This window comes from Dyella sp. 2RAB6, from assembly GCF_052115385.1.
GTDB lineage: Bacteria > Pseudomonadota > Gammaproteobacteria > Xanthomonadales > Rhodanobacteraceae > Dyella_D.
The window spans coordinates 46,079-64,544 of sequence record NZ_JBFRGP010000010.1; the positions used below are offsets into that span (position 1 = coordinate 46,079).

At 67.8% G+C, this 18,466-nt stretch carries 21 protein-coding genes; 16 read left to right on the forward strand and 5 right to left on the reverse strand.

Annotated features, from left to right (window positions below; translation table 11 throughout):
• Positions 1–90 precede the first annotated feature (90 nt).
• From AB4083_RS15020 to AB4083_RS15040, 5 genes are all read left to right on the forward strand, one after another.
• The gene (locus tag AB4083_RS15020; protein ID WP_441608888.1) at positions 91–708 is read left to right on the forward strand and encodes a ParB-like protein; all 618 of its coding nucleotides are present in this window, start codon (positions 91–93) and stop codon (positions 706–708) included.
• Positions 705–2,357 (forward strand): SulP family inorganic anion transporter, encoded by a 1,653-nt coding sequence (locus AB4083_RS15025; RefSeq protein ID WP_441608889.1) that lies wholly within the window; start codon positions 705–707, stop codon positions 2,355–2,357. The genes AB4083_RS15020 and AB4083_RS15025 overlap by 4 nt, the downstream gene beginning before the upstream one ends.
• 17 nt (positions 2,358–2,374) lie before the next feature.
• Entirely contained in the window at positions 2,375–4,138 is a 1,764-nt protein-coding gene (locus AB4083_RS15030) for a DUF885 domain-containing protein (protein WP_441608978.1), read from the forward strand.
• Positions 4,139–4,227: 89 nt separating this feature from the next.
• Positions 4,228–4,623: an MbcA/ParS/Xre antitoxin family protein gene (locus tag AB4083_RS15035; protein ID WP_441608890.1), complete on the forward strand. Its 396-nt coding sequence runs from the start codon at positions 4,228–4,230 to the stop codon at positions 4,621–4,623.
• An 81-nt stretch (positions 4,624–4,704) separates the two neighbouring features.
• On the forward strand, positions 4,705–5,403 hold the full coding sequence (locus tag AB4083_RS15040) for an RES family NAD+ phosphorylase (RefSeq protein ID WP_441608891.1): 699 nt from the start codon (positions 4,705–4,707) through the stop codon (positions 5,401–5,403).
• 56 nt (positions 5,404–5,459) lie between these two features.
• On the opposite strand, the gene AB4083_RS15045 is transcribed toward AB4083_RS15040, so the two are convergent.
• Together AB4083_RS15045 and phhA are read right to left on the reverse strand one after the other, a co-directional pair.
• Positions 5,460–6,065, reverse strand: a complete 606-nt coding sequence (locus tag AB4083_RS15045; RefSeq protein ID WP_441608892.1) for an OmpW/AlkL family protein — start codon at positions 6,063–6,065, stop codon at positions 5,460–5,462.
• A 198-nt stretch (positions 6,066–6,263) separates the two neighbouring features.
• Positions 6,264–7,157: a phenylalanine 4-monooxygenase gene (gene phhA / locus AB4083_RS15050; protein ID WP_441608893.1), complete on the reverse strand. Its 894-nt coding sequence runs from the start codon at positions 7,155–7,157 to the stop codon at positions 6,264–6,266.
• A gap of 128 nt (positions 7,158–7,285) precedes the next feature.
• Between phhA and AB4083_RS15055 the strand changes: the two genes are divergently transcribed.
• Positions 7,286–7,762 (forward strand): Lrp/AsnC family transcriptional regulator, encoded by a 477-nt coding sequence (locus AB4083_RS15055; RefSeq protein WP_167252836.1) that lies wholly within the window; start codon positions 7,286–7,288, stop codon positions 7,760–7,762.
• Between the two features lie 88 nt (positions 7,763–7,850).
• On the opposite strand, the gene AB4083_RS15060 is transcribed toward AB4083_RS15055, so the two are convergent.
• The gene (locus tag AB4083_RS15060; RefSeq protein WP_441608894.1) at positions 7,851–9,134 is read right to left on the reverse strand and encodes an MFS transporter; all 1,284 of its coding nucleotides are present in this window, start codon (positions 9,132–9,134) and stop codon (positions 7,851–7,853) included.
• 69 nt (positions 9,135–9,203) lie between these two features.
• Between AB4083_RS15060 and AB4083_RS15065 the strand changes: the two genes are divergently transcribed.
• From AB4083_RS15065 to AB4083_RS15075, 3 genes are all read left to right on the forward strand, one after another.
• The gene (locus AB4083_RS15065; protein ID WP_441608895.1) at positions 9,204–9,821 is read left to right on the forward strand and encodes a TetR/AcrR family transcriptional regulator; all 618 of its coding nucleotides are present in this window, start codon (positions 9,204–9,206) and stop codon (positions 9,819–9,821) included.
• Positions 9,822–9,923: 102 nt separating this feature from the next.
• Positions 9,924–10,724 carry a lysophospholipid acyltransferase family protein gene (locus tag AB4083_RS15070; RefSeq protein ID WP_441608896.1) on the forward strand — a complete coding sequence of 267 codons (801 nt, stop codon included), beginning with the start codon at positions 9,924–9,926 and terminating at the stop codon, positions 10,722–10,724.
• Positions 10,721–11,722 carry a YheT family hydrolase gene (locus AB4083_RS15075; RefSeq protein WP_441608897.1) on the forward strand — a complete coding sequence of 334 codons (1,002 nt, stop codon included), beginning with the start codon at positions 10,721–10,723 and terminating at the stop codon, positions 11,720–11,722. Before AB4083_RS15070 ends, AB4083_RS15075 begins: the two co-directional genes overlap by 4 nt.
• Positions 11,723–11,739: 17 nt before the next feature.
• On the opposite strand, the gene AB4083_RS15080 is transcribed toward AB4083_RS15075, so the two are convergent.
• Positions 11,740–12,348: a 2OG-Fe(II) oxygenase gene (locus AB4083_RS15080; RefSeq protein WP_441608898.1), complete on the reverse strand. Its 609-nt coding sequence runs from the start codon at positions 12,346–12,348 to the stop codon at positions 11,740–11,742.
• A 7-nt stretch (positions 12,349–12,355) separates the two neighbouring features.
• Positions 12,356–13,831: an AAA family ATPase gene (locus tag AB4083_RS15085; RefSeq protein WP_441608899.1), complete on the reverse strand. Its 1,476-nt coding sequence runs from the start codon at positions 13,829–13,831 to the stop codon at positions 12,356–12,358.
• Between the two features lie 101 nt (positions 13,832–13,932).
• On the opposite strand from AB4083_RS15085, the gene AB4083_RS15090 reads away from it, so the two are divergent.
• From AB4083_RS15090 to AB4083_RS15120, 7 genes are all read left to right on the forward strand, one after another.
• Positions 13,933–15,024, forward strand: coding sequence for a PQQ-dependent sugar dehydrogenase (locus tag AB4083_RS15090; RefSeq protein ID WP_441608900.1), 1,092 nt, complete (start codon positions 13,933–13,935; stop codon positions 15,022–15,024).
• A gap of 30 nt (positions 15,025–15,054) precedes the next feature.
• Entirely contained in the window at positions 15,055–15,684 is a 630-nt protein-coding gene (locus AB4083_RS15095) for a YbhB/YbcL family Raf kinase inhibitor-like protein (protein ID WP_441608901.1), read from the forward strand.
• 146 nt (positions 15,685–15,830) lie between these two features.
• Positions 15,831–15,986 carry a DUF1328 domain-containing protein gene (locus AB4083_RS15100; protein WP_167252827.1) on the forward strand — a complete coding sequence of 52 codons (156 nt, stop codon included), beginning with the start codon at positions 15,831–15,833 and terminating at the stop codon, positions 15,984–15,986.
• A gap of 88 nt (positions 15,987–16,074) precedes the next feature.
• Positions 16,075–16,458 carry a DUF883 family protein gene (locus AB4083_RS15105; RefSeq protein WP_441608902.1) on the forward strand — a complete coding sequence of 128 codons (384 nt, stop codon included), beginning with the start codon at positions 16,075–16,077 and terminating at the stop codon, positions 16,456–16,458.
• Between the two features lie 21 nt (positions 16,459–16,479).
• Entirely contained in the window at positions 16,480–17,013 is a 534-nt protein-coding gene (locus AB4083_RS15110) for an ABC transporter ATP-binding protein (protein ID WP_441608903.1), read from the forward strand.
• Complete coding sequence (locus tag AB4083_RS15115) at positions 17,010–17,300, forward strand: hypothetical protein (RefSeq protein WP_441608904.1); 291 nt, start codon at positions 17,010–17,012, stop codon at positions 17,298–17,300. Before AB4083_RS15110 ends, AB4083_RS15115 begins: the two co-directional genes overlap by 4 nt.
• A complete protein-coding gene (locus AB4083_RS15120) occupies positions 17,297–18,454 on the forward strand; it encodes an AI-2E family transporter (RefSeq protein ID WP_441608905.1) in 1,158 nt (385 codons plus the stop codon). Before AB4083_RS15115 ends, AB4083_RS15120 begins: the two co-directional genes overlap by 4 nt.
• Positions 18,455–18,466 lie beyond the last annotated feature (12 nt).

Consider the following 18,466-nt stretch of genomic DNA (forward strand, 5'->3'; position numbering starts at 1 on the left):
CAGCCGCTGGCGCAGGAAGCTGTGGGCGGCTTGGGCTACTCTCGGCGCGCCGCGCTGTCAGCCGGTGCGCTGTCCATTGAGGAACTGTCCATGTCCGAGCCGCATGTACGTCATCCCTTGCTGACCGTCGCGCCCGATAAGCTGCGGCCCACCCAGGTCACCGTCGGCAAGGCCGAAGTGGCTGAGAAGCGCGGCATCTGGCGCAGCCTGGGCAAGAAGAAGCGCAAGGAGCTGATCGACGCGCATTGGTTCCCGGGCGTGCTGGGGCCGAAGAACAAGGTCTATATCGTGGACCACCATCATCTGGGCCTGGCCTTGCTCGAAGAGGGCGTGAAAAGCGTGCCGGTGATGGTGCAGCGGGATTTCTCCTGGCTGGAGCCGGACGTGTTCTGGCGCACCATGGAATTCAACCGCTGGGCGCATCCGTACGATGCGCTGGGGCAACGCATCGCCTACGACGCGATTCCCGCCGGCCTGGACAAGCTCGTCGACGATCCCTATCGCACCCTCGCCGCGCGCCTGCGCCAGGCTGGCGGTTATTCCAAGGACGCCACGCCGTACGCCGAATTCCTGTGGGCGGATTTCTATCGCCGCCGCCTGAAGCTCGCCGGCGGCAAGATCAGCAAGCGCCTGATCGACGAAGCCCTGCTGCACGCGCATACGCACGACGCGGCCTACCTGCCTGGCTGGACGGGCGTGATCGGGTGAACGCCGACGCGGCCGCCGCCAGGGCGGCGCCGGGGATCGCGGTCGACCTGCTCGCCGGCCTGGCCATCGCCGGCCTGCTGCTGCCCGAAGCGGTCGCCTATGCCGGCATCGCGGGGCTGCCCCCGCAGGCCGGCGTGATGGCTTTGTTCGCCGGGCTGGTCTGCTATGGCGTGTTCGGGCGCAGCCGCTACGCCATCGTCTCGGCCACGTCCTCGTCCGCCGCGGTGCTGGCCGCCGGCACGCTGGCGCTGGAAGGCGGCGACCCGGCTTCGCGCGCGGCGATCGTGGCGGGGCTGGTGGTGCTCACCGGCCTGTGTTTCCTGCTTGCCGGCACATTGCGGCTGGGCGGCCTCTCGCATCTGATCGCACGGCCGGTGCTGCGCGGCTACACCTTCGGCCTGGCCTGCGTGATCGCGCTCAAGCAACTGCCGGCCTTGCTGGGCGTGCCGGCCTTGCACGGCGATTTCGTGCCGGGCTTGCTGCTGAACCTGGCCGGCGAGCTCGGCGGCATGAAGCCGGCGGCGCTGGGCATCGGCGTGGTCGCGCTGTTGCTGTTGTTCCTGTGCGAGCGCCTGCGGCGGGTGCCGGGCAGCCTGCTGGCGATCGCGCTGGGCATCGCCGCGTCGGGCTGGCTGGCCAGCCACGGCGTAGCGCTGGTGGGTGCGATGCGGCTGGCGCCGCAGTGGGCCTGGCCGACCTGGCCATCGAGCGGGCAATGGCTGCCGAGCGTCGAACTGGCGGCGGCGCTGGTGCTGATCCTGTATGCCGAGTCGTATGGCTCGATCCGCAACTTCGCGCTGAAGCATGGCGATCCGGTGAATCTCAACCGCGACCTCGCGGTGTTCGGCCTGGCCAATGTGGTGGCCGGCCTGCTGCACGGCATGCCGGTGGGCGCGGGTTATTCGGCCACCTCGGCCAACGAAGCGGCCGGCGCGCGTTCACGCCTGGCCGGCCTGGTCGCGGCGGCCGGCGTGCTGCTGATGGTGCTGTTCCTGCTGCCGTGGATCGAGCGCATCCCGATGCCGGTGCTGGCGGCGATCGTGATCCATGCGGTGAGCAAGTCGCTGCGCCTGTCCGTGTTCACCCCTTACCTGCGCTGGCAGCGCGACCGCCTGGTAGCGCTGGCGGCGGTGCTGGCGGTGTTGTCGGTGGGCATTCTCAATGGCCTGCTGATCGCCATCGCCTTCAGCTTGATCATGCTGCTGCGCCGGCTCGCCACGCCGCGCCTGAGCGTGCTCGGGCGCCTGGACGGCGGGCACGATTTCGTCGACGTGGCGGCGCATGCGCAGGCGCGCGAAGTGCCGGGCGTGCTGATCGTGCGGCCGGAAGAGCCGCTGTTCTTCGCCAACGCCGAGGCGGTGCTCGCGCAGGTGCGCCAGCGTGTGGCCGCGCGCACGGACCTGCGCTATGTGGTGCTGAGCCTGGAAGAATCGCCCGACCTGGACGGCACCGTGCTGGAATCGCTCGGCGATTTCGTCGCCTGGCTGGATGCGCGCGGCATCGCGCTGCGCGTGGCCCGCTTGAAGGACCAGGCACGCGCGGCGCTGCAACGCATGGCGCTGCCCCAGCTTCCGTCACAGGCGCTGGATGACTGGAGCGTGGAGGATGCCGTGCTGGCTTGTGCGCCGGAAGCAAAGGAAACCACCTAGTGAAGAACCCCCATCGCATGACCTGGCTGGCGCTGGCCGCGCTCACGCTCGCCACGCCCGCCTGGGCGGATGACACCGCCGCGCGCTTCCATCGCATCTACGAGCAGGAATGGGCCTGGCGCAACGGCCAGGCCGGCATCAGTAACGCCGGCGAGGCGCAGCCGAGCAATGCGCGCCTGGACGACGTCGACGCCGCCAGCCAGCAGCGCCGGCTGGATAAGTGGAAGAAGACCCTGGCCGAACTCGATGCGGTCGACCCCAGGCAGCTGGGCGCCGAGGACAAGGTCAACTACGCCGTCTATCGCACGCAGATCCAGAACCTGCTCGCCGGGCAGCAGTACAAGCAGTGGCAGATGCCGTTCAACAGCGACTCTGCGTTCTGGAGCGACCTGGGCTATGTGCTCAATGCCGACGAACTGCGCACGCCGCAGGACTATCGCCATTACCTGGACCGCCTGGGCCAGGTGCCGAGCTACTTCGCCCAGCAGATCGCGAACATGCGCGACGGCCTCGATCGCGGCTTCAGCGTGCCGCGCGCGGTGCTGGATGGCCGCGATGCCTCGATCGTGGCGGTGGCGCAGCTGAAAGACCCCACCCAGAGCAGCTTCTACAAGCCGTTCGAGCAGATGCCGACCAGCGTGTCCGCCGAAGACGCCGCGCGCATGCGCGAAGAGGCGAAGCAGACCATCGCGCAGAAGCTGGTTCCGGCCTACGCCACGCTGCTGAAGTTCTTCCGCGAGGAATATGTGCCGCGCGCCCGCACCACGCTCGCCGCCGAAGCCATGCCCGACGGCAAGGCCTGGTATCGCCAGCAGATCGTCGAATACACCACGCTGGACCTGGACCCCGGCGCCATCCACCAGGTCGGCCTAGAGCAGGTGGCGAAGATCCATGCGCAGATGGTCAAGACCATGCAGGAAAGCGGCTTCAAGGGCAGCTTTCCCGAGTTCCTGGCGTTCCTGCGCAGCGACCCGCAGTTCCACGCCAGGACACCCGAGGAACTGCTGATGCGCAGCGCCTGGGTGGCCAAGCAGGTGGACGGCCAGCTCGGCAAGCTGTTCGGCCGGCTGCCGCGGCAGCGCTTCGCGATCGTGCCGGTGGCGCCGGATATCGCGCCGTACTACACCTCCGGCCGCGGCGGTGCGAGCACCTACCTGGTCAACACCTACGACCTGCCGTCGCGCCCGCTGTACAACGTGGCGGCGCTGACCCTGCACGAGTCGGCGCCGGGCCATTCGCTGCAGCTGGCGCTGGCCGCCGAGCAGAAGGGCCAGCCGGCATTCCGCCGCCAGGGCTATATCTCCGCCTATGGCGAGGGCTGGGGCCTGTACTCGGAATACCTGGGCAACGAGATGGGCATCTACAAGACGCCCTACGAGCGCTTCGGCTATCTCACCTACCAGATGTGGCGCGCCTGCCGGCTGGTGGTGGACACCGGCATCCACCACATGGGCTGGACCCGCCAGCAGGCGATCGACTACCTCACCGACAACACCGCGCTGTCCGCGCGCGAGATCGCCAACGAAGTGGACCGCTACATCAGCTGGCCGGGGCAGGCGCTGTCGTACGAGCTGGGCTATTTGAAGATCCTGGAACTGCGCCGCAAGGCCGAGCAGGCGCTGGGCACCCGCTTCGACGTCCGCCATTTCCACGACACGGTGCTTGAGATCGGCTCGGTGCCGCTGCCGGTGCTGGAGCAGCGCATCGACCGCTTTATCGACGAGGGCGGGCCGGAGCCGGCGTTCGGCTGCGATTGCGCCAAGGACGGCGGCAAGCCCTGAACGGGGCGCCGGGCAGGGCGGTGGCCGCCAGTGGCGTGAACTCCATATATGGAGTAAACTGCACGTCAACTTCACATGGAGAGTCGACAATGGCGGCCCACCTCCAGCCCGAATTCGTCGCGGCCACCGAGCTTGGCGGTCCGGCCCTGCGTGCGTTCTTCAAGCTGGCCGAGCAATGGGAGCTGCGCATCAGCGACCAGCGCCGGCTGCTCGGCGATCCGCCGGAATCGACCTTCTACAAATGGAAGCGCCAGCAGGAAGGCAGCCTGGGCCGCGACGTGCTGGAGCGCATCAGTTATCTGCTAGGCATCTACAAGGACCTGCAGATCCTCTTTCCCGACACCAAGCAGGCCGACGCCTGGGTGCGCAAGCCGAATACGGCATCGCTGTTCGGCGGCGGCACGGCGCTGGAACGCATGCTGTCGGGCAACGTGGCCGATCTCTACGTGGTGCGGCAGTACCTGGACGCGCAGCGCGGCTGGTGACTCGCGCGGCACGCGTCGCAGTCGGCGATACCCCGGCACCGCATACTGGTGTGTCCCGGGCACAGTGAAGAAGCTTCCGTCATGGCAGACACCCCGCCCCTGAAACGCATTCGCTGGAGCCAGATCCTCCGCATCGTGCCCAGCCGTTTTCCGCCGGTCAGCGTGTACGACCGCATCGCCGACCCGGCCGATCTCGAAGCGCTGTTCGCCATCGAGGCGCTGACCAATCCGCGCATCCGCGACGAACTCGGCGTGTTGCCGCTGGTGCCGCAGGAGCGTCGCGTCAGCGGCCCCGGCACGACGCCGGTGATGGCCGCGTTCACCCATCTGAATCCGGACGGCAGCCGTTTTTCCGACGGCAGCTGGGGCGTGTTCTATGCCGCGCGCAGCCTGATCACCGCGGTGGAGGAAACCGTCTACCACCGCGAGCGCTTCCTCGCCGCCACCGCCGAACCGCCGTGCGACGTGGAGATGCGCTGCTACCGCAGCAGCATCCAGGCCAGGCTGCACGACCTGCGCGGCGGCTGGCCGGCCGAACACGATCCGGACAGCTACGTGGCCAGCGTGAAGCTGGCGCGCCAGCTGCGTGCGGACGGCTCGGACGGCATCGTGTACGACAGCGCGCGCCATCCGGGCGGCGAATGCGTGGCGGTGTTCTATCCCGACTGCGTGGCGCCGTGCGTGCAGGCGGAGCATCTCCGCTATTGCTGGGACGGCACGCGCATCGCCAAGGTGCTGGCGGTCAGCGAATTGAAGCGCGCCAGGAAACTCGTGTCGTGAGTGATGTCATGCGCCACCGTCGTGGCGCATGACACCGGGCTCATATGACATCAGGCTCAGAGGCGATACGCGAAGCTCACGCCATAGGCCAGCGGATTGACGGTGACGCGGCCGACCTTCGCGCCGTCGACCTTCACCTCGCTGGCGATGTCCATCCAGCGCACGTCGAGGGTGATGCTCCAGCGCGGCGCGATGCGCACGTCCACGCCGGCATGCGCGGCGACGCCCCAGCTGCTGTCGATATCGACCTTGGTGCCATGCAGCGGTCCCTTGCCGTCGATGTTGAAGAAGCGCGTGTAGTTCAGGCCCAGGCCCAGGAACGGCGACACCGTGCGCTCGGGCATGAAGTGATAGTTCACGCCCAGCACCGGCGGCAGCTGGTGCGCCTGGGCCACCTGGGTGCCATTGAGCCGCACGTTGTGGCGAAACGGCGCGGCGACCAGCACTTCGGCGCCCCAGTTCGGGGTGAACAGGTATTCGACGCTGGCAGTGGGCTTGAGATCGCTGCTGACCTTGGCCTTCATGCCGGCGAGCGTGCCGTTGTTCGATTTCGGATCGACCACATGGGCGCCGAAGCGCAGTACCCAGGCATCGTCGTTGGCATGCGCGGGCAGGGCCACGGCGAGACTCGCCGCAGCGAGCAGCGGAAGCAGGAATTTCATGGCGTGTCCTTGTGCGGTTTCGGATAGCGCATCCATGCTGGCGCTGCGCCGTGGTCGCGCATCTGATCCGAATCAAGTACTAGGCATCGTGAAGGTTTGGCGCGGCGATCCGCCGCACATGCGAGGTGCATCACAGTTCTCGCGCATGCATAAAAAAATACCCGCCGGAGCGGGTCTTTGCGTGGACTTCGGTGCGGCTCAGGTATCGGCGTCTGTCGCGAAACCTTCGCGCGTGCCGCGGTTGAACACGCGGTCGCGGTCGAGCACATCGGCGGCCGCCTGCGCTTCGTGCGTCTTCAGGTCGGCGTAGATCGGGGTGAAGTCCGGGTGCGTCGCGTCGAACAATTGCTCGAAGCTGTCGATCACGAAATACGTCTGCTGGTAGCTGTCGATGCGGTAGCGCGTATTCATCACCCGCTCCAGGCCGAAGCCGATGCGGTTCGGCGCGGCCGAGTCCAGGGAGTAGATCGACTCGCCCTTGGAGCTGACGATGCCGGCGCCGTAGATGCGCATGCCTTCGCCGGTGTTGATCAGGCCGAATTCCACCGTGTACCAGTACAGGCGCGTGAGGTTCATCAGCGCCTCCGGGCCGATGCCGAACGCCTTCATGCCGCCGCGGCCATAGGCCTGCATGTAGTCGGCGAACACCGGATTGAGCAGCAGCGGCACGTGGCCGAACAGGTCGTGGAACAGGTCCGGCTCGCTCAGGTAGTCGAGCTGGTCGGGGCGGCGGATCCACCAGCTCACCGGGAAGCGGCGATTGGCCAGGTGGTCGAAGAACACTTCGTCCGGCAGCAGGCCTTCGACCGCCACCAGCTCCCAGCCGGTGGTCTCGCCCAGCACCTTATTGAGATCGGCGAACTTGGGGATGCCGTTCTCGCCCATGCCGAAGCGCTCGACGCCGTCGAGGAACTCCTGGCAGGCGCGGCCCTGCAGCAGCTCGCGCTGGCGGCGGTACAAGGTGTTCCAGACGTCGTGGTCGGTCTGGCTGTAGTTGGCCCAGGGCTGCTCGACCACGCCGGTGGCGTACACCGGCACGTAACCGCGATCGGTCTGCTGGTGTTCGACTTTGCGTGGCGTGCTGTGGTCCATGGCGGGCCTCGGGTAGAAGGACAACAGGATACGGCCACGAGCGCGCATGAAGGTTGTTTTGTTGCACTACTAGAGGTCTATGGCGCAATAATCATGCGCGGTAACATCAATTAGACGGAGCATCTTGCATGGCCACCCTGGACCGCACCGACCTGCGCATGCTCGCCGTCCTGCAGAGCGAGGGGCGCATCACCAATGCCGAGCTGGCCGAACGGGTGAACCTGTCGCCCTCCGCCTGCCTGCGCCGCCTGCAGCGGCTGGAGGCCGAGGGTGTACTCACCGGCTACAGCGCCCAGGTCGACCCGGAAGCGGTAGGCCTGGGGCTGCAGGCCTTCGTGCGCGTGCAGCTGGCCAAGCACGAGGGCGAGGCGATTGAGCGCTTCGTGCGCAACGTCAACGAGTGGGACGAGATCGTGGCCTGCTACGCGCTGACCGGCGACATGGACTATCTGATGCACGTCTACGTCGCCGACCTGCAGCACTTCTCGCGCTTCCTGCTCGACCGCCTGCTCAACGCCTCCGGCGTGGCCGACGTGAACTCCAGCTTCGTGCTGCGCACGGTGAAGCGCTCGGCGGCGCTGCCTTTGTCGCAGCTCGAATCGTAGGTTTGGGGCGAGCGCAGCGGACCCCCAACGTTGTGACGCGCCTGAAGGTCTGTTGGGGTTCGCCTGTGGCTCACCCCAACCTACGTCTTTACGCCGCCTCGCTGGCCAGCGCCGGCAGCTCGCCGCGGCGGCCGATGCGCAGCGCCAGGAAAGCGGCCACCACACCGGCGGCGCCGGCGATCACGAACGGCGTCATATAGCTGCCCAGCTGCACGCGCAGCACGCCGGCCATGAACGCGGCGGTGGCAGCGCCCACCTGATGGCCGGCCACCACCCAGCCGAACACGATCGGCGCATCGCGCTCACCGAAGGCGTCGGTGGTCAGGCGCAAGGTCGGCGGCACGGTGGCGATCCAGTCCAGGCCGTAGAACACGCCGAACAGCGACAGGCTGTAGAACGAGAAATCGGAGTACGGCAGATACATCAGCGACAGGCCGCGCAAGCCGTAGTAGACGAACAGCAGCTTGCGCGGATCGATGCGGTCGGTCAGCCAGCCGGACGCCGTGGTGCCCACCAGGTCGAAGATGCCCATCATCGCCAGCAGGCCCGCCGCGCGTACTTCGGGGATGCCGTGGTCGCCGCACAGCGCGATGAAATGCGTGCCGATCAGGCCATTGGTGGTGAAGCCGCATACGAAGAAGGTGGCGAACAGCAGCCAGAACGTGCCGTTGCGGGTGGCGTTGCGCAGCACACCCAGGGTCAGCGCGAACGGGTTACCGGCCGGGGCGCCGGTGTCGACCGGTTCGTCGGCGCTGGCGCCATAGCGGCGCAGGCCGATATCGGACGGCCGCTCGGGCAGCAGCCACCAGGCCAGCGGAATCAGCACGGCGGACACCGCGGCGATGGTCAGCACCACCGCCTGCCAGCCGACGTATTCGGCGATCGCCGCCAGCCCGGGCAGGAAGATCAAGGTGCCGGTGGCGGTGCTGGCGGTGAGCAGGCCCATCATCAGGCCGCGATGGCTGCTGAACCAGCGGCCGACCACGGTGGCGCCCATCACCACCGCGACGCAGCCGGTGCCGGCGCCGGACAGCACACCCCAGCTCGCCAGCAACTGCCAGGGCTGGGTCATCAGCGCGCTGGAGGCGGCGGCCGCGGCCATCACCGCCAGCGCGATCAGCAGCACGCGGCGGACGCCGAAGCGCTGCATCAGCGCCGCGGCGAACGGACCCATCAGGCCGTACAGCAGGATGCCGACGGCGGCGGCGGACGAGACGCTGTCCCGGCTCCAGCCGAAGGCCCGGCCCAGCGGCAGCATCAGCACCCCGGGCGTGGCGCGCATGCCGGCCGAGGCGAGCAGGGCCAGGAACACCACGGCGACGACCACGAAGGCGTAGTTTTGGCCGAAAGGCCGGCGGCGTTGTATAGTCATGTTACCGATCGGTACGGGGTGGATGCGCAGAGTACGTACCGATCGGTAACATTGTCAACAGGTCGAACCATGTCCAACCGCACAAAATCCATGCCCCCAAGCTCGGAACCCGCCGAGACGCCGCGCCGCGCGGCGGACCGTATCCGCGACATCGCCTTCGACCTGTTCTACCGCGAAGGCATCCGCGCCATCGGCATCGAGGAAATCGTCAACCGCGCCGGGGTGACCAAGCCCAGCCTGTACCGCGCGTTCGATTCCAAGGACGAGCTGATCGCCGAATACCTGCGCGACTACGACCGCCGTTTCCAGGACAACTTCACCGCCCAGGGCGCCGGCCATCCGGACGACCCCCAGGCGCAGCTGCTGGCCTACGTCGACTATCTGGCCGCGCGCGCCAGCACCGACGGCTATCGCGGCTGCGGCCTGACCAATGCGGTGATCGAATACCCGGACCCCGCCCACCCCGCGCACCAGGTCGGCGTACAGAGCAAGGAGGCGCTGCGCGAGCGCCTGCGCGAGCTGTGCCGGGGCATGGCGGCGCCCGATCCGGACGAACTGGCCGACGGCCTGCTGCTGCTGATCGAAGGCAGCTATGTCTCCGGCCAGGCCTTCGGCGAACGCAGTCCGGCGCGCGTGCTCGGCGCCATGGCGCGCCGGCTGATCGAAGCCAGTTTGGCCGCGCGGTGATTCATCCGGGCGGCCAGTTTGAAACGTTAGTGGAATGCCGTCTGCACCATGCGCATGCGCACAGCCGACGTAGGGTTCGACTAACGCTAAACTAACCGACTAATGAGCACCGACACCGTCTCCGCCCAGGACCGAGATTTCCTGCGACCGCTGCGCTACTTCTGGCGCATTCCCCTGCTGCTCCTGCATATCGTGCTGGGCGTGTTCCTGTGCGCCGGCATCCTCAGCTGGAACCGGCACGTGGTGATGAAGGACGGCCGCGAGCCGTTCGCCCATCGCGTGATCCGCTGGTGGTCGCGCGTGCTGCTGCGCATCTTCGGCCTGCGCTCGGTGCGCATTGGCCAGCCGCTGCGCGATCCGGTGCTGTTCGTCGCCAACCACACTTCGTGGATCGACATCGAACTGCTGCACAGCCAGCGCGCGGCCTGCTTCGTGGCCAAGGCGGAGATCGCCAGCTGGCCACTGGTCGGCTGGCTGGCCGCCAGCGGCGGCACCATCTTCCATCGCCGCGGCAGCAACCACTCGCTGGCCACGGTGATGCAGGTGATGGTCGACCGCCTGCGCGGCGGCCGCTCGGTGGCGGTGTTCCCCGAAGGCGGCACCGGCCACAACGGCGTGATGCGCGTATTCCACGCGCGCATCTTCCAGGCCGCGCTGGACGCGGAGGTGCCGGTGCAGCCGGTGGCGCTGCGCTTCGCGCGCGCCGGGCGCCGGGTGGTCGACGCGGGCTTTCGCGAGCACGAGAACTTCATGCAGAACTTCCTGCGCCTGTTGGGCGAGGCGCCGCTGGACGCCGAGGTGCACTTCCTCGAGCCGGTCCCCGCCATGCCGGATGCGCGCCGCCGCATGGCCGAGCTGTCACGCGAACGCATCGCCGCGGCGCTGGAAGACCGCACCGCATGAGCCTCCCCCGAGGCGCCGATTTCCGCCCGGCATGGCCGCTGACCAGCGGCCATATCCAGACCATGCTGTCTTCCAGCGGCGTACGCCGCCAGCTGCTGCCGCGCGCCGCGCAGACCGTGCGCGAAGGCGCGGAAGAAGTGATGGTCAACGGCGGCGATGGCGTGCGACTGACCGGCGCCTACACCAGACAGCACAAGCTGCCCGAGGCGCGCGGCCTGGCCGTGCTGTTCCACGGCTGGGAAGGCAGCGTCGATTCCACCTATGTGCTGCAGACCGGCAGCCGGCTGCTGGCCGAGGGCTGGGACGTGTTCCGCCTGAATTTCCGCGACCACGGCGACAGCCACCCGCTCAACGAGGCGCTGTTCCATTCCTGCCGTATCGACGAAGTGGTGCATGCACTGGGCGATATCGCCAGGCGCTGGCCCTCGCGCAAGCTGGTGCTGGCCGGTTTCTCGCTGGGCGGCAATTTCGCGCTGCGCGCCGCACTGCGCGCGCCGGAGACCGGCGTGCCGCTGGATTACACGCTGGCGGTGTGTCCGATCGTCGATCCGGGCGAGGGCCTGTTCTCGCTGGAGGAAGCGGCGCCGTGGTTCTACCAGGCGTACTTCCTGCGCAAATGGCGCCGCTCGCTGCGCGCCAAGCAGGCGGCGTTTCCGCATCGGCAATATTTCGAGCTGGACGAGCTGAAACAGAACCTGCGCGGCCTCACCGAATCGCTGGTGCTGCGTCATACCGACTTCGGCTCGCTGCAGGCTTATCTGGACGGCTATTCGGTGGCCGGCGCCGCGCTCAAGCAGATGCGGATCCCGACCACCATCCTCACCTCGCGCGACGATCCGGTGATCCCCGTCGATGCGTTCGAGAAGCTGGAGCTGGCACCCTGCGTGGAGCTGGACATCGCACCGCACGGCGGCCATTGCGGCTTTATCCGCGGCATGGACATGACCAGCTTCACCGATGAGTACATCGCCGCGCGCTTCAACGCGCTGGCGGACTGAGGCTCAGGCGCGCCGGCTCAGATCGGCGAACCCGGCTCGCGCCGGCGCATCCAGCAGGCGATGCTCATGCGCTCGCGCGTGGCGGGCAGCACTTCGTGCTCGAAGCGCGAGGACAGGAACAACACCATCGCGCCCGCGTGCGGCAGCACGTCGTGGTGGCTGCCGTCGTCCAGATACAGGCGCAGCGCGCCGCCATCTTCCGCGCGCCAATCCGGGTTGAGGTAATAGACCGTCGATACCACGCGCGCTTCGAGCTGCCGCGGCTGATCCAGGTGGCGGGCATAGCGCGCGCCGGGCGGATACACGGCGTAATGCGCTTCGCTTTCCACCAGGCCCAGCATCAGGCTGCGATTGAAAGCCACGCGCAGCGCTTCCAGCGCATCGACGTAAGGCCGCTGCGCCGCGGTGGGTGCCTGCATCTCGAACCAGCGGGTGTGATCACCACGCAGGGTGGAAGCCACTTTCTCCCGCCCGATACGCGCGGCCGTCAGGTCGCCCGACGCATGCAGCGCCGCACACTCGCTCGCCAGCGCTGCCGTCGCTTCATCGGGAAGCAGGCCTTCGAGCACGCACCAACCCTCGGTGGCGAGTGCATCGATAGCGGCATCGATACGGGCGTGATCCATGAACGCTTCAATCCGCCGGCACGCAGCGCCCGCGCGCCCAGATGCGCAACGCCTCGACCTGTTCGCGCATCAGCACCGACAACGGCCGCGTGGCGCCGAGTGCGGCCAGCAGCATCGGCTGGTCCGGCGGTGTCGCGGCGCTGCTGGCGTCGTACAGCGCACTGACCACCGCCTGCTCGATCTCCGCGCCGGAGAAACCTTCGCTCGCGGTCGACAACGCCGTCAGGTCGAACTGCTCCACCGGCAACTTGCGGCGGCGCAGATGCATCGCAAAGATGTCGTTGCGCACCGAAGGCTTGGGCAGGTCGACAAAGAAGATCTCGTCGAAGCGGCCTTTGCGCAGAAGCTCTGCCGGCAGCTCTTCCACCGCATTGGCGGTGGCGACCACGAACACCTTCGACTTGCGCTCGGCCATCCAGGTCAGCAGATAGCCGAGTACGCGGCGCGACACGCCGCCATCTTCGCCGCCGCTGGCCAGGCCTTTTTCGATCTCGTCGATCCACAGCACGCACGGCGCCAGCAGCTCGGTGCTGTGCAGCGCCTCGCGCAGGTTCTTCTCGGTCTCGCCCTGGTACTTGTTGTACAGCGCGCCGAAATCCATGCGCACCAGCGGCACGCCGAAGCCGCCGGCGATCGCCTTGGCCGCCAGGCTCTTGCCGCAGCCCTGCACGCCCAGCAGCAGCACGCCCTTGGGCGGATCGAGCATGGGATCGGCTTCGGCGGCGAGGAAAATAGTGCGCCGCCGCTGCACCCAGTCGCGCACGCGGCTGACGCCGGCGATGTCGGCGAAGCTCGCGGTGGCGTATTCGTAATGCAGCAGGCCGGAGCGGTTGAGCAGCTCGAACTTGGTGCGCATCAGTTCCGGCAGGTCGTCGGCGGTCAGCGCGCCGTCGTTGTAGACCAGCTTGCGCACGATGCGGCGCGCGTCGGTCGCGGCCAGGCCCAGCAGGTTGCGCACGATGGTGCGCGCCGCGTCGCCATCCACTTCCACGCGCCGGCCATGCTCGCGCTGCCAGGCCAGCGCCTCGGCGCGCAGGATCGCCGCCAGTTCCTTGATGTCCGGCAGCGACAGCGGCACGCGCGTGCACAGCGCTTCGAGTTCTTCCGGCAGCTCGATGCGCGCGCCGACCAGCACCACCGTGTGCGCGGCCGAGCGCTGGCGCTGCACGATCTCGCGCAACTGGCGCAAGGTCATGGCGTAGCGCAGGAACGGGTGGAAATCGAACAGCAGATAGATGCCACGCTCGGGTGCCTCGCGGATCGCGTCGAGGGTGGCGCCGGCATCCGGCGCGATCGCCTCGCCGCCCTGGGCGAAGTCCAGCCGGGCCAGGCCGTCGGTCAGGGTCCAGCGCCACAGCGGCCGCAGCGCCTGCGCAATCACGTGGCGAAAGCACTCGATCACCCGCTGCTCGTCCACCGTCTCGATGACCAGCAGCGGCGTGGCCGCGCGCACCAGGGTGGTCAGGTCCTGCAGTTCGCTCATGCGTGATCCCTTGCTCAGGCGGCGCACATTATCAGAGCGGCAGAGGCAACTTCACGCGGGTCGGTATAGGCTTCGGGGCTCCGCCCACCCGGAGGTCACCCATGCGTTCGCTCCTTGCTCTCGCGCTCGGCTTGCTCGCCTTGCCGGCCCTGGCCGATCCCCAGCTGGACAAACTGACCCTGCCCAAGGGTTTCCATATCGCGCTCTATACCGACCAGACCCCCAATGCGCGCGAGATCGCGCTGGGCGCCAAGGGCACCGTGTTCGTCGGTTCCAACGACGCCGGCAAGGTCTATGCGCTGACCGACAGCACGGGCAGCGGCAAGGCCGACAAGGTGCGCGTGATCGCCACCGGCCTGCAGTTGCCGGTGGGCGTGGCGTTCAAGGATGGCGACCTGTACGTGTCCGCGGTGAGCAAGATCGTGGTGCTGCGCGATATCGAGAATCACCTGGACAGCCCGCCCAAACCCGAGGTGGTGTACGACAAGTTCCCCACCGAGACGCACCACGGCTGGAAGTTCATCGCCTTCGGCCCCGACGGCAAGCTGTACGTGCCGATCGGCGCGCCCTGCAATATCTGCGACAAGGGCAAGGACTACGCCAAGATCACCCGTCTCAACAAGGACGGCACGGGCCTGGAAGATGTCGCCTACGGCATCCGCAACACGGTCGGCTTCACCTGGCGCCCGGGCAGCAACGACCTGTGGTTCACCGAGAACGGCCGCGACCTGCTCGGCGACGACATGCCCAGCGACGAGCTCAACCGCCTCACCCGCGTGGGCGAGCACTTCGGTTACCCCTATTGCCATCAGGGCGACACGCTCGACCCGGAATTCGGCAAGGGCAAGAACTGCAAGGACTACACCGCGCCGGTGCTCAAGCTCGGCGCGCACGTAGCTTCGCTGGGCCTGCGCTTCTATGAGGGGCAGCAGTTTCCGGCCGCGTACAAGGGCGCGCTGATCGTTGCCGAGCATGGTTCGTGGAACCGCACCAAGAAGTCCGGTTACCGTGTGATGACGGTGCGTCTCAACGGTAACAAAGTGGTGTCATACGAACCGCTGATCGAAGGCTTCATGCAGGACGAGAAGGCCTGGGGCCGTCCGGCCGACGTGCAGCCGCTGCCGGACGGCAGCCTGCTGGTCAGCGACGATCTGGGCGGCGCGGTGTATCGCGTCACCTATCAAGCCAAATGATGACGACCGCGCGACCACGAGGAGACCGCCGTGCAACTTCGCAGTGACAGCTTCCAGAACGGCCAGCCGATTCCCGCGCGCTGCGCGTTCGGCAAGCCGGGCGATCCGGTCGCTCTGTCGGACAACTTGAGCCCGCACCTGGCATGGAAGGACGCGCCGCCGGCCACGCGCTCCTACGTGCTCACCTGCATCGACACCGACGTGCCCAGCCGCGGCGACGACGTCAACCAGCATGACCGCACGGTGCCGGCCGATCTGCCGCGCGTGGAATTCGTGCACTGGCTGATGGCCGATATTCCGGTCGAGTACACCGAACTGGGCGAAGGCGCATGCAGCGACGGCGTCGTCGCGCACGGCAAGCGTGCGCCGTCCGGCCCGCCCGGCAGCGTGCAGGGCAAGAACGATTACACCGGTTGGTTCCACGGTGACAAGGACATGGGTGGCGAGTACCTCGGCTACGACGGTCCATGTCCGCCGTGGAACGACGAGCGCGTGCACCACTATCAGTTTCGCGTGCATGCACTGGACGTGGAGAAGCTCAAGCTCGCCGACGGTTTTACGCTCGACGAACTGCGCAAGGTGATGCACGGCCACGTGCTGGCGCAGGCCGAGATCGTCGGCACCTATGCGATCTACGCCAAGGCCGTGGTGCACGCTTAGCGCAGGTTCAAGCGCAAGCTGATGTGTTGCGCGCCGATGTGGTGACGATGTGGACGCCGCGGTGCGCAACCTTCACGCGAGCGCGGCGCGGCGTATGGATGAATGCAGACAGGGGCTTTCGTCGCAATCATCCGAGGAATCGCGCCATGCTTCACTACGCCCTGGTCTTTCTGGTCATCGCCATCATCGCGGCGCTGCTGGGCTTCACGGGAATCGCAGGCACGGCCGCCGGCATCGCGAAGATCCTGTTCATCGTCTTCCTGATCCTTGCCGTGATCGCCTTCTTCCGACGAGCCAGCTGAACAAACGCGCGTTGCCGCGCCCATCCGGGCGGAAATTTCGCTACAGTCGATAGCCCGCAGTCCACGATCCCGTCCCAAGGAGAACGCCATGAGCAAAGAAGTCCAGGCGAAGGAAACGGCTCCCGAGCAAGCCCTCGGCACGGGCGGCAGCCGCATCGACGAGAGTGCCGAGCGCTTCAAGCGCGCCACCTCCGATGCGGTGGCCAATGCCAAGGACAAGGTCGACCACGTCGCCGACCGTGTCGAAGACGGCCTGCATCGCGCCACCGACAAGGCCGCCGATGCGGCCACCCGCGCCACCGACAAGGCGGGCGAATACAGCGAACGCGGCCGCGAGGCCTATGACGAGGCGATGGATCGCGCCGATGTATGGCTGGAACGCGCGCGCGATTACGTGCGCGAGAAGCCGGTGCAGTCGGTGGCCATCGCGCTCGGCGCGGGTTGGCTGCTCGGCCGCATTCTGCGTCGCTGATCCTTTAAAGAGCTCAAGCGGATGCATGATCCCGGCCGCGACGGCGGTGGGCGCGAGGACGGCCCCGCCGGCCCCGGGGAAGCACGTTCCAACGACGAGGAGCTGCGCGGACAGCCGTCCGGCGCAGCGGACGCCGCCGATCCAGGCATCCTCGACGACATCGGCCGCGCAGGACGCGCGGCCAGGCATCTGTTCGGCGCGCAGCTCTCGCTGCTGATCGCGGAACTGGGGCTGGCGCGCAGCGCCATTTCCTGGATCCTGGTGGCAGGGCTGGCCGCCACCGTCGCCGGCGTGGGGCTGGGCCTCACCGTGATGGCGCTGATCGGCGTGCTGCTGGCCTCGTGGCTGCATTCCTGGCCCTGGGCGCTGGCGGTGCTGGGCGTGCTGCAGCTGCTGTTCCTGGGCGGCATGATCATGCTGTTCCGCCGCTGCATGCATTGGCTGACCCTGCCCGACTCGCGTAACGCATGGCGTGAGACGATACGGCAGGCGATGCGCCGCTCGGAGCGCGAAGCGCCAGCGGAGCCGGCCGCCAAGCGGGAGGAGGGGATATGAGTCTGTTCAAGCATCTTCGTGCCGTACGCGAAGCACGCGAGCGGGTCGCCGATGCGCGGATGGCGCTGGCGGAACCGGCCGGCGCGCTGCTGGCGCGTGGCCGGGAGCATCCACTGGGCACGGTGAGCGTGGCCGCCGGCCTCGGCTTCGTGCTGGGCCAGTTGAACGTGCATCCGCTGCGCATTCCCGGCCTGGGCGCCTTGCTCAACGGCACCGTCGCCGAACTGGTCACCCAGGCCGTGCGGCTGGTGGCCGAATTCAGCGAAGGCGGCTTCGACCCGTCATGAGCGCCATCGGTCCGCTGGCGCCGCCGCCGGAGGGCAGCGGCGACGATGCACGCGCGGCGCTGCCGCCGCTCGAGGAACCGCCACCGCGCCATCGCCATCTGCCATCGGTGCGTTTCACCCAGCGCCATCTGCTGGGCATCCGCGTGGTGCTCAACCTGTTGCTGCTGCTGGCCCTGCTGTACACCGTCACGCTGGCGCGCGACCTGCTGATTCCGCTGGTGCTGGCCGGTTTCATCGGGCTGGCGCTCAATCCCATCGTCGCCTTCGCCGCGCGCCGGCGCGTGCCGCGCTGGCTCAGCGCCAGCTTCCTGGTGATCGCGCTGATCGCCGGCATCGGCACCGGCATCGCACGGCTGACGCCGCCGGCGCTGGAATGGTTTCACGACGCGCCCAGCCTGGTGCGCAACTTCGTGCCCAAGCTGCGCGCCATCATGCAGCCGTTCGAAGCGGCCAACCGCGCCACCCAGAGCCTGGTCGGCGGCCAGCCGGCGCGCGCCGCGCCGCGTCCGGACGCGATGGCCATCGACGCCTGGAGCGTGCTGGCCGGCACGCCGAAAGCGCTGGCCGCGGTGCTGACCGTGGTGCTGCTGGTGTTCTTCTTCCTGATCTACGGCGACACCTTGCTGCGGCGGCTGGTCGAGATCGCGCCGAACTTCCGCTACAAGCGGCGCACGGTGTCGATCGTGCGCAGCATCCAGGTGGAGGTCTCGCGCTACATCCTCACCACGGTGGTGATCAACGCGATCCTGGGCGTGTTCACCGCCACCATGCTGTGGGCGTATGACGTGCCCGATCCGCTGCTGTGGGGCTCGGTGGCGATGATCGCCAATTTCATTCCCTATGTCGGCGCCATCGCCACCACCACCATGCTGGCCCTGGTCGGCCTGATCCATTTCAACCAGCCCGGCCAGGCTTTGCTGCCGGCGCTTACCTTTGCCGGCATCACCGCGGTGGAAGGCAATTTGATCACGCCGCTGATCCAGGGCCGCCGCCTGCGCCTGAGCCCGGTGGCGATCCTGCTGTGGCTGCTGGTATGGGGCTGGTTGTGGGGTATTCCGGGCGCGCTGCTGGCGGTGCCGATGCTTACCAGCTTCAAGCTGATCGCGGAGAAGATCCGCGGCTGGCGCTGGTTCGCCCTGGTGGTGCAGCGCTAGGCGCATCCATCG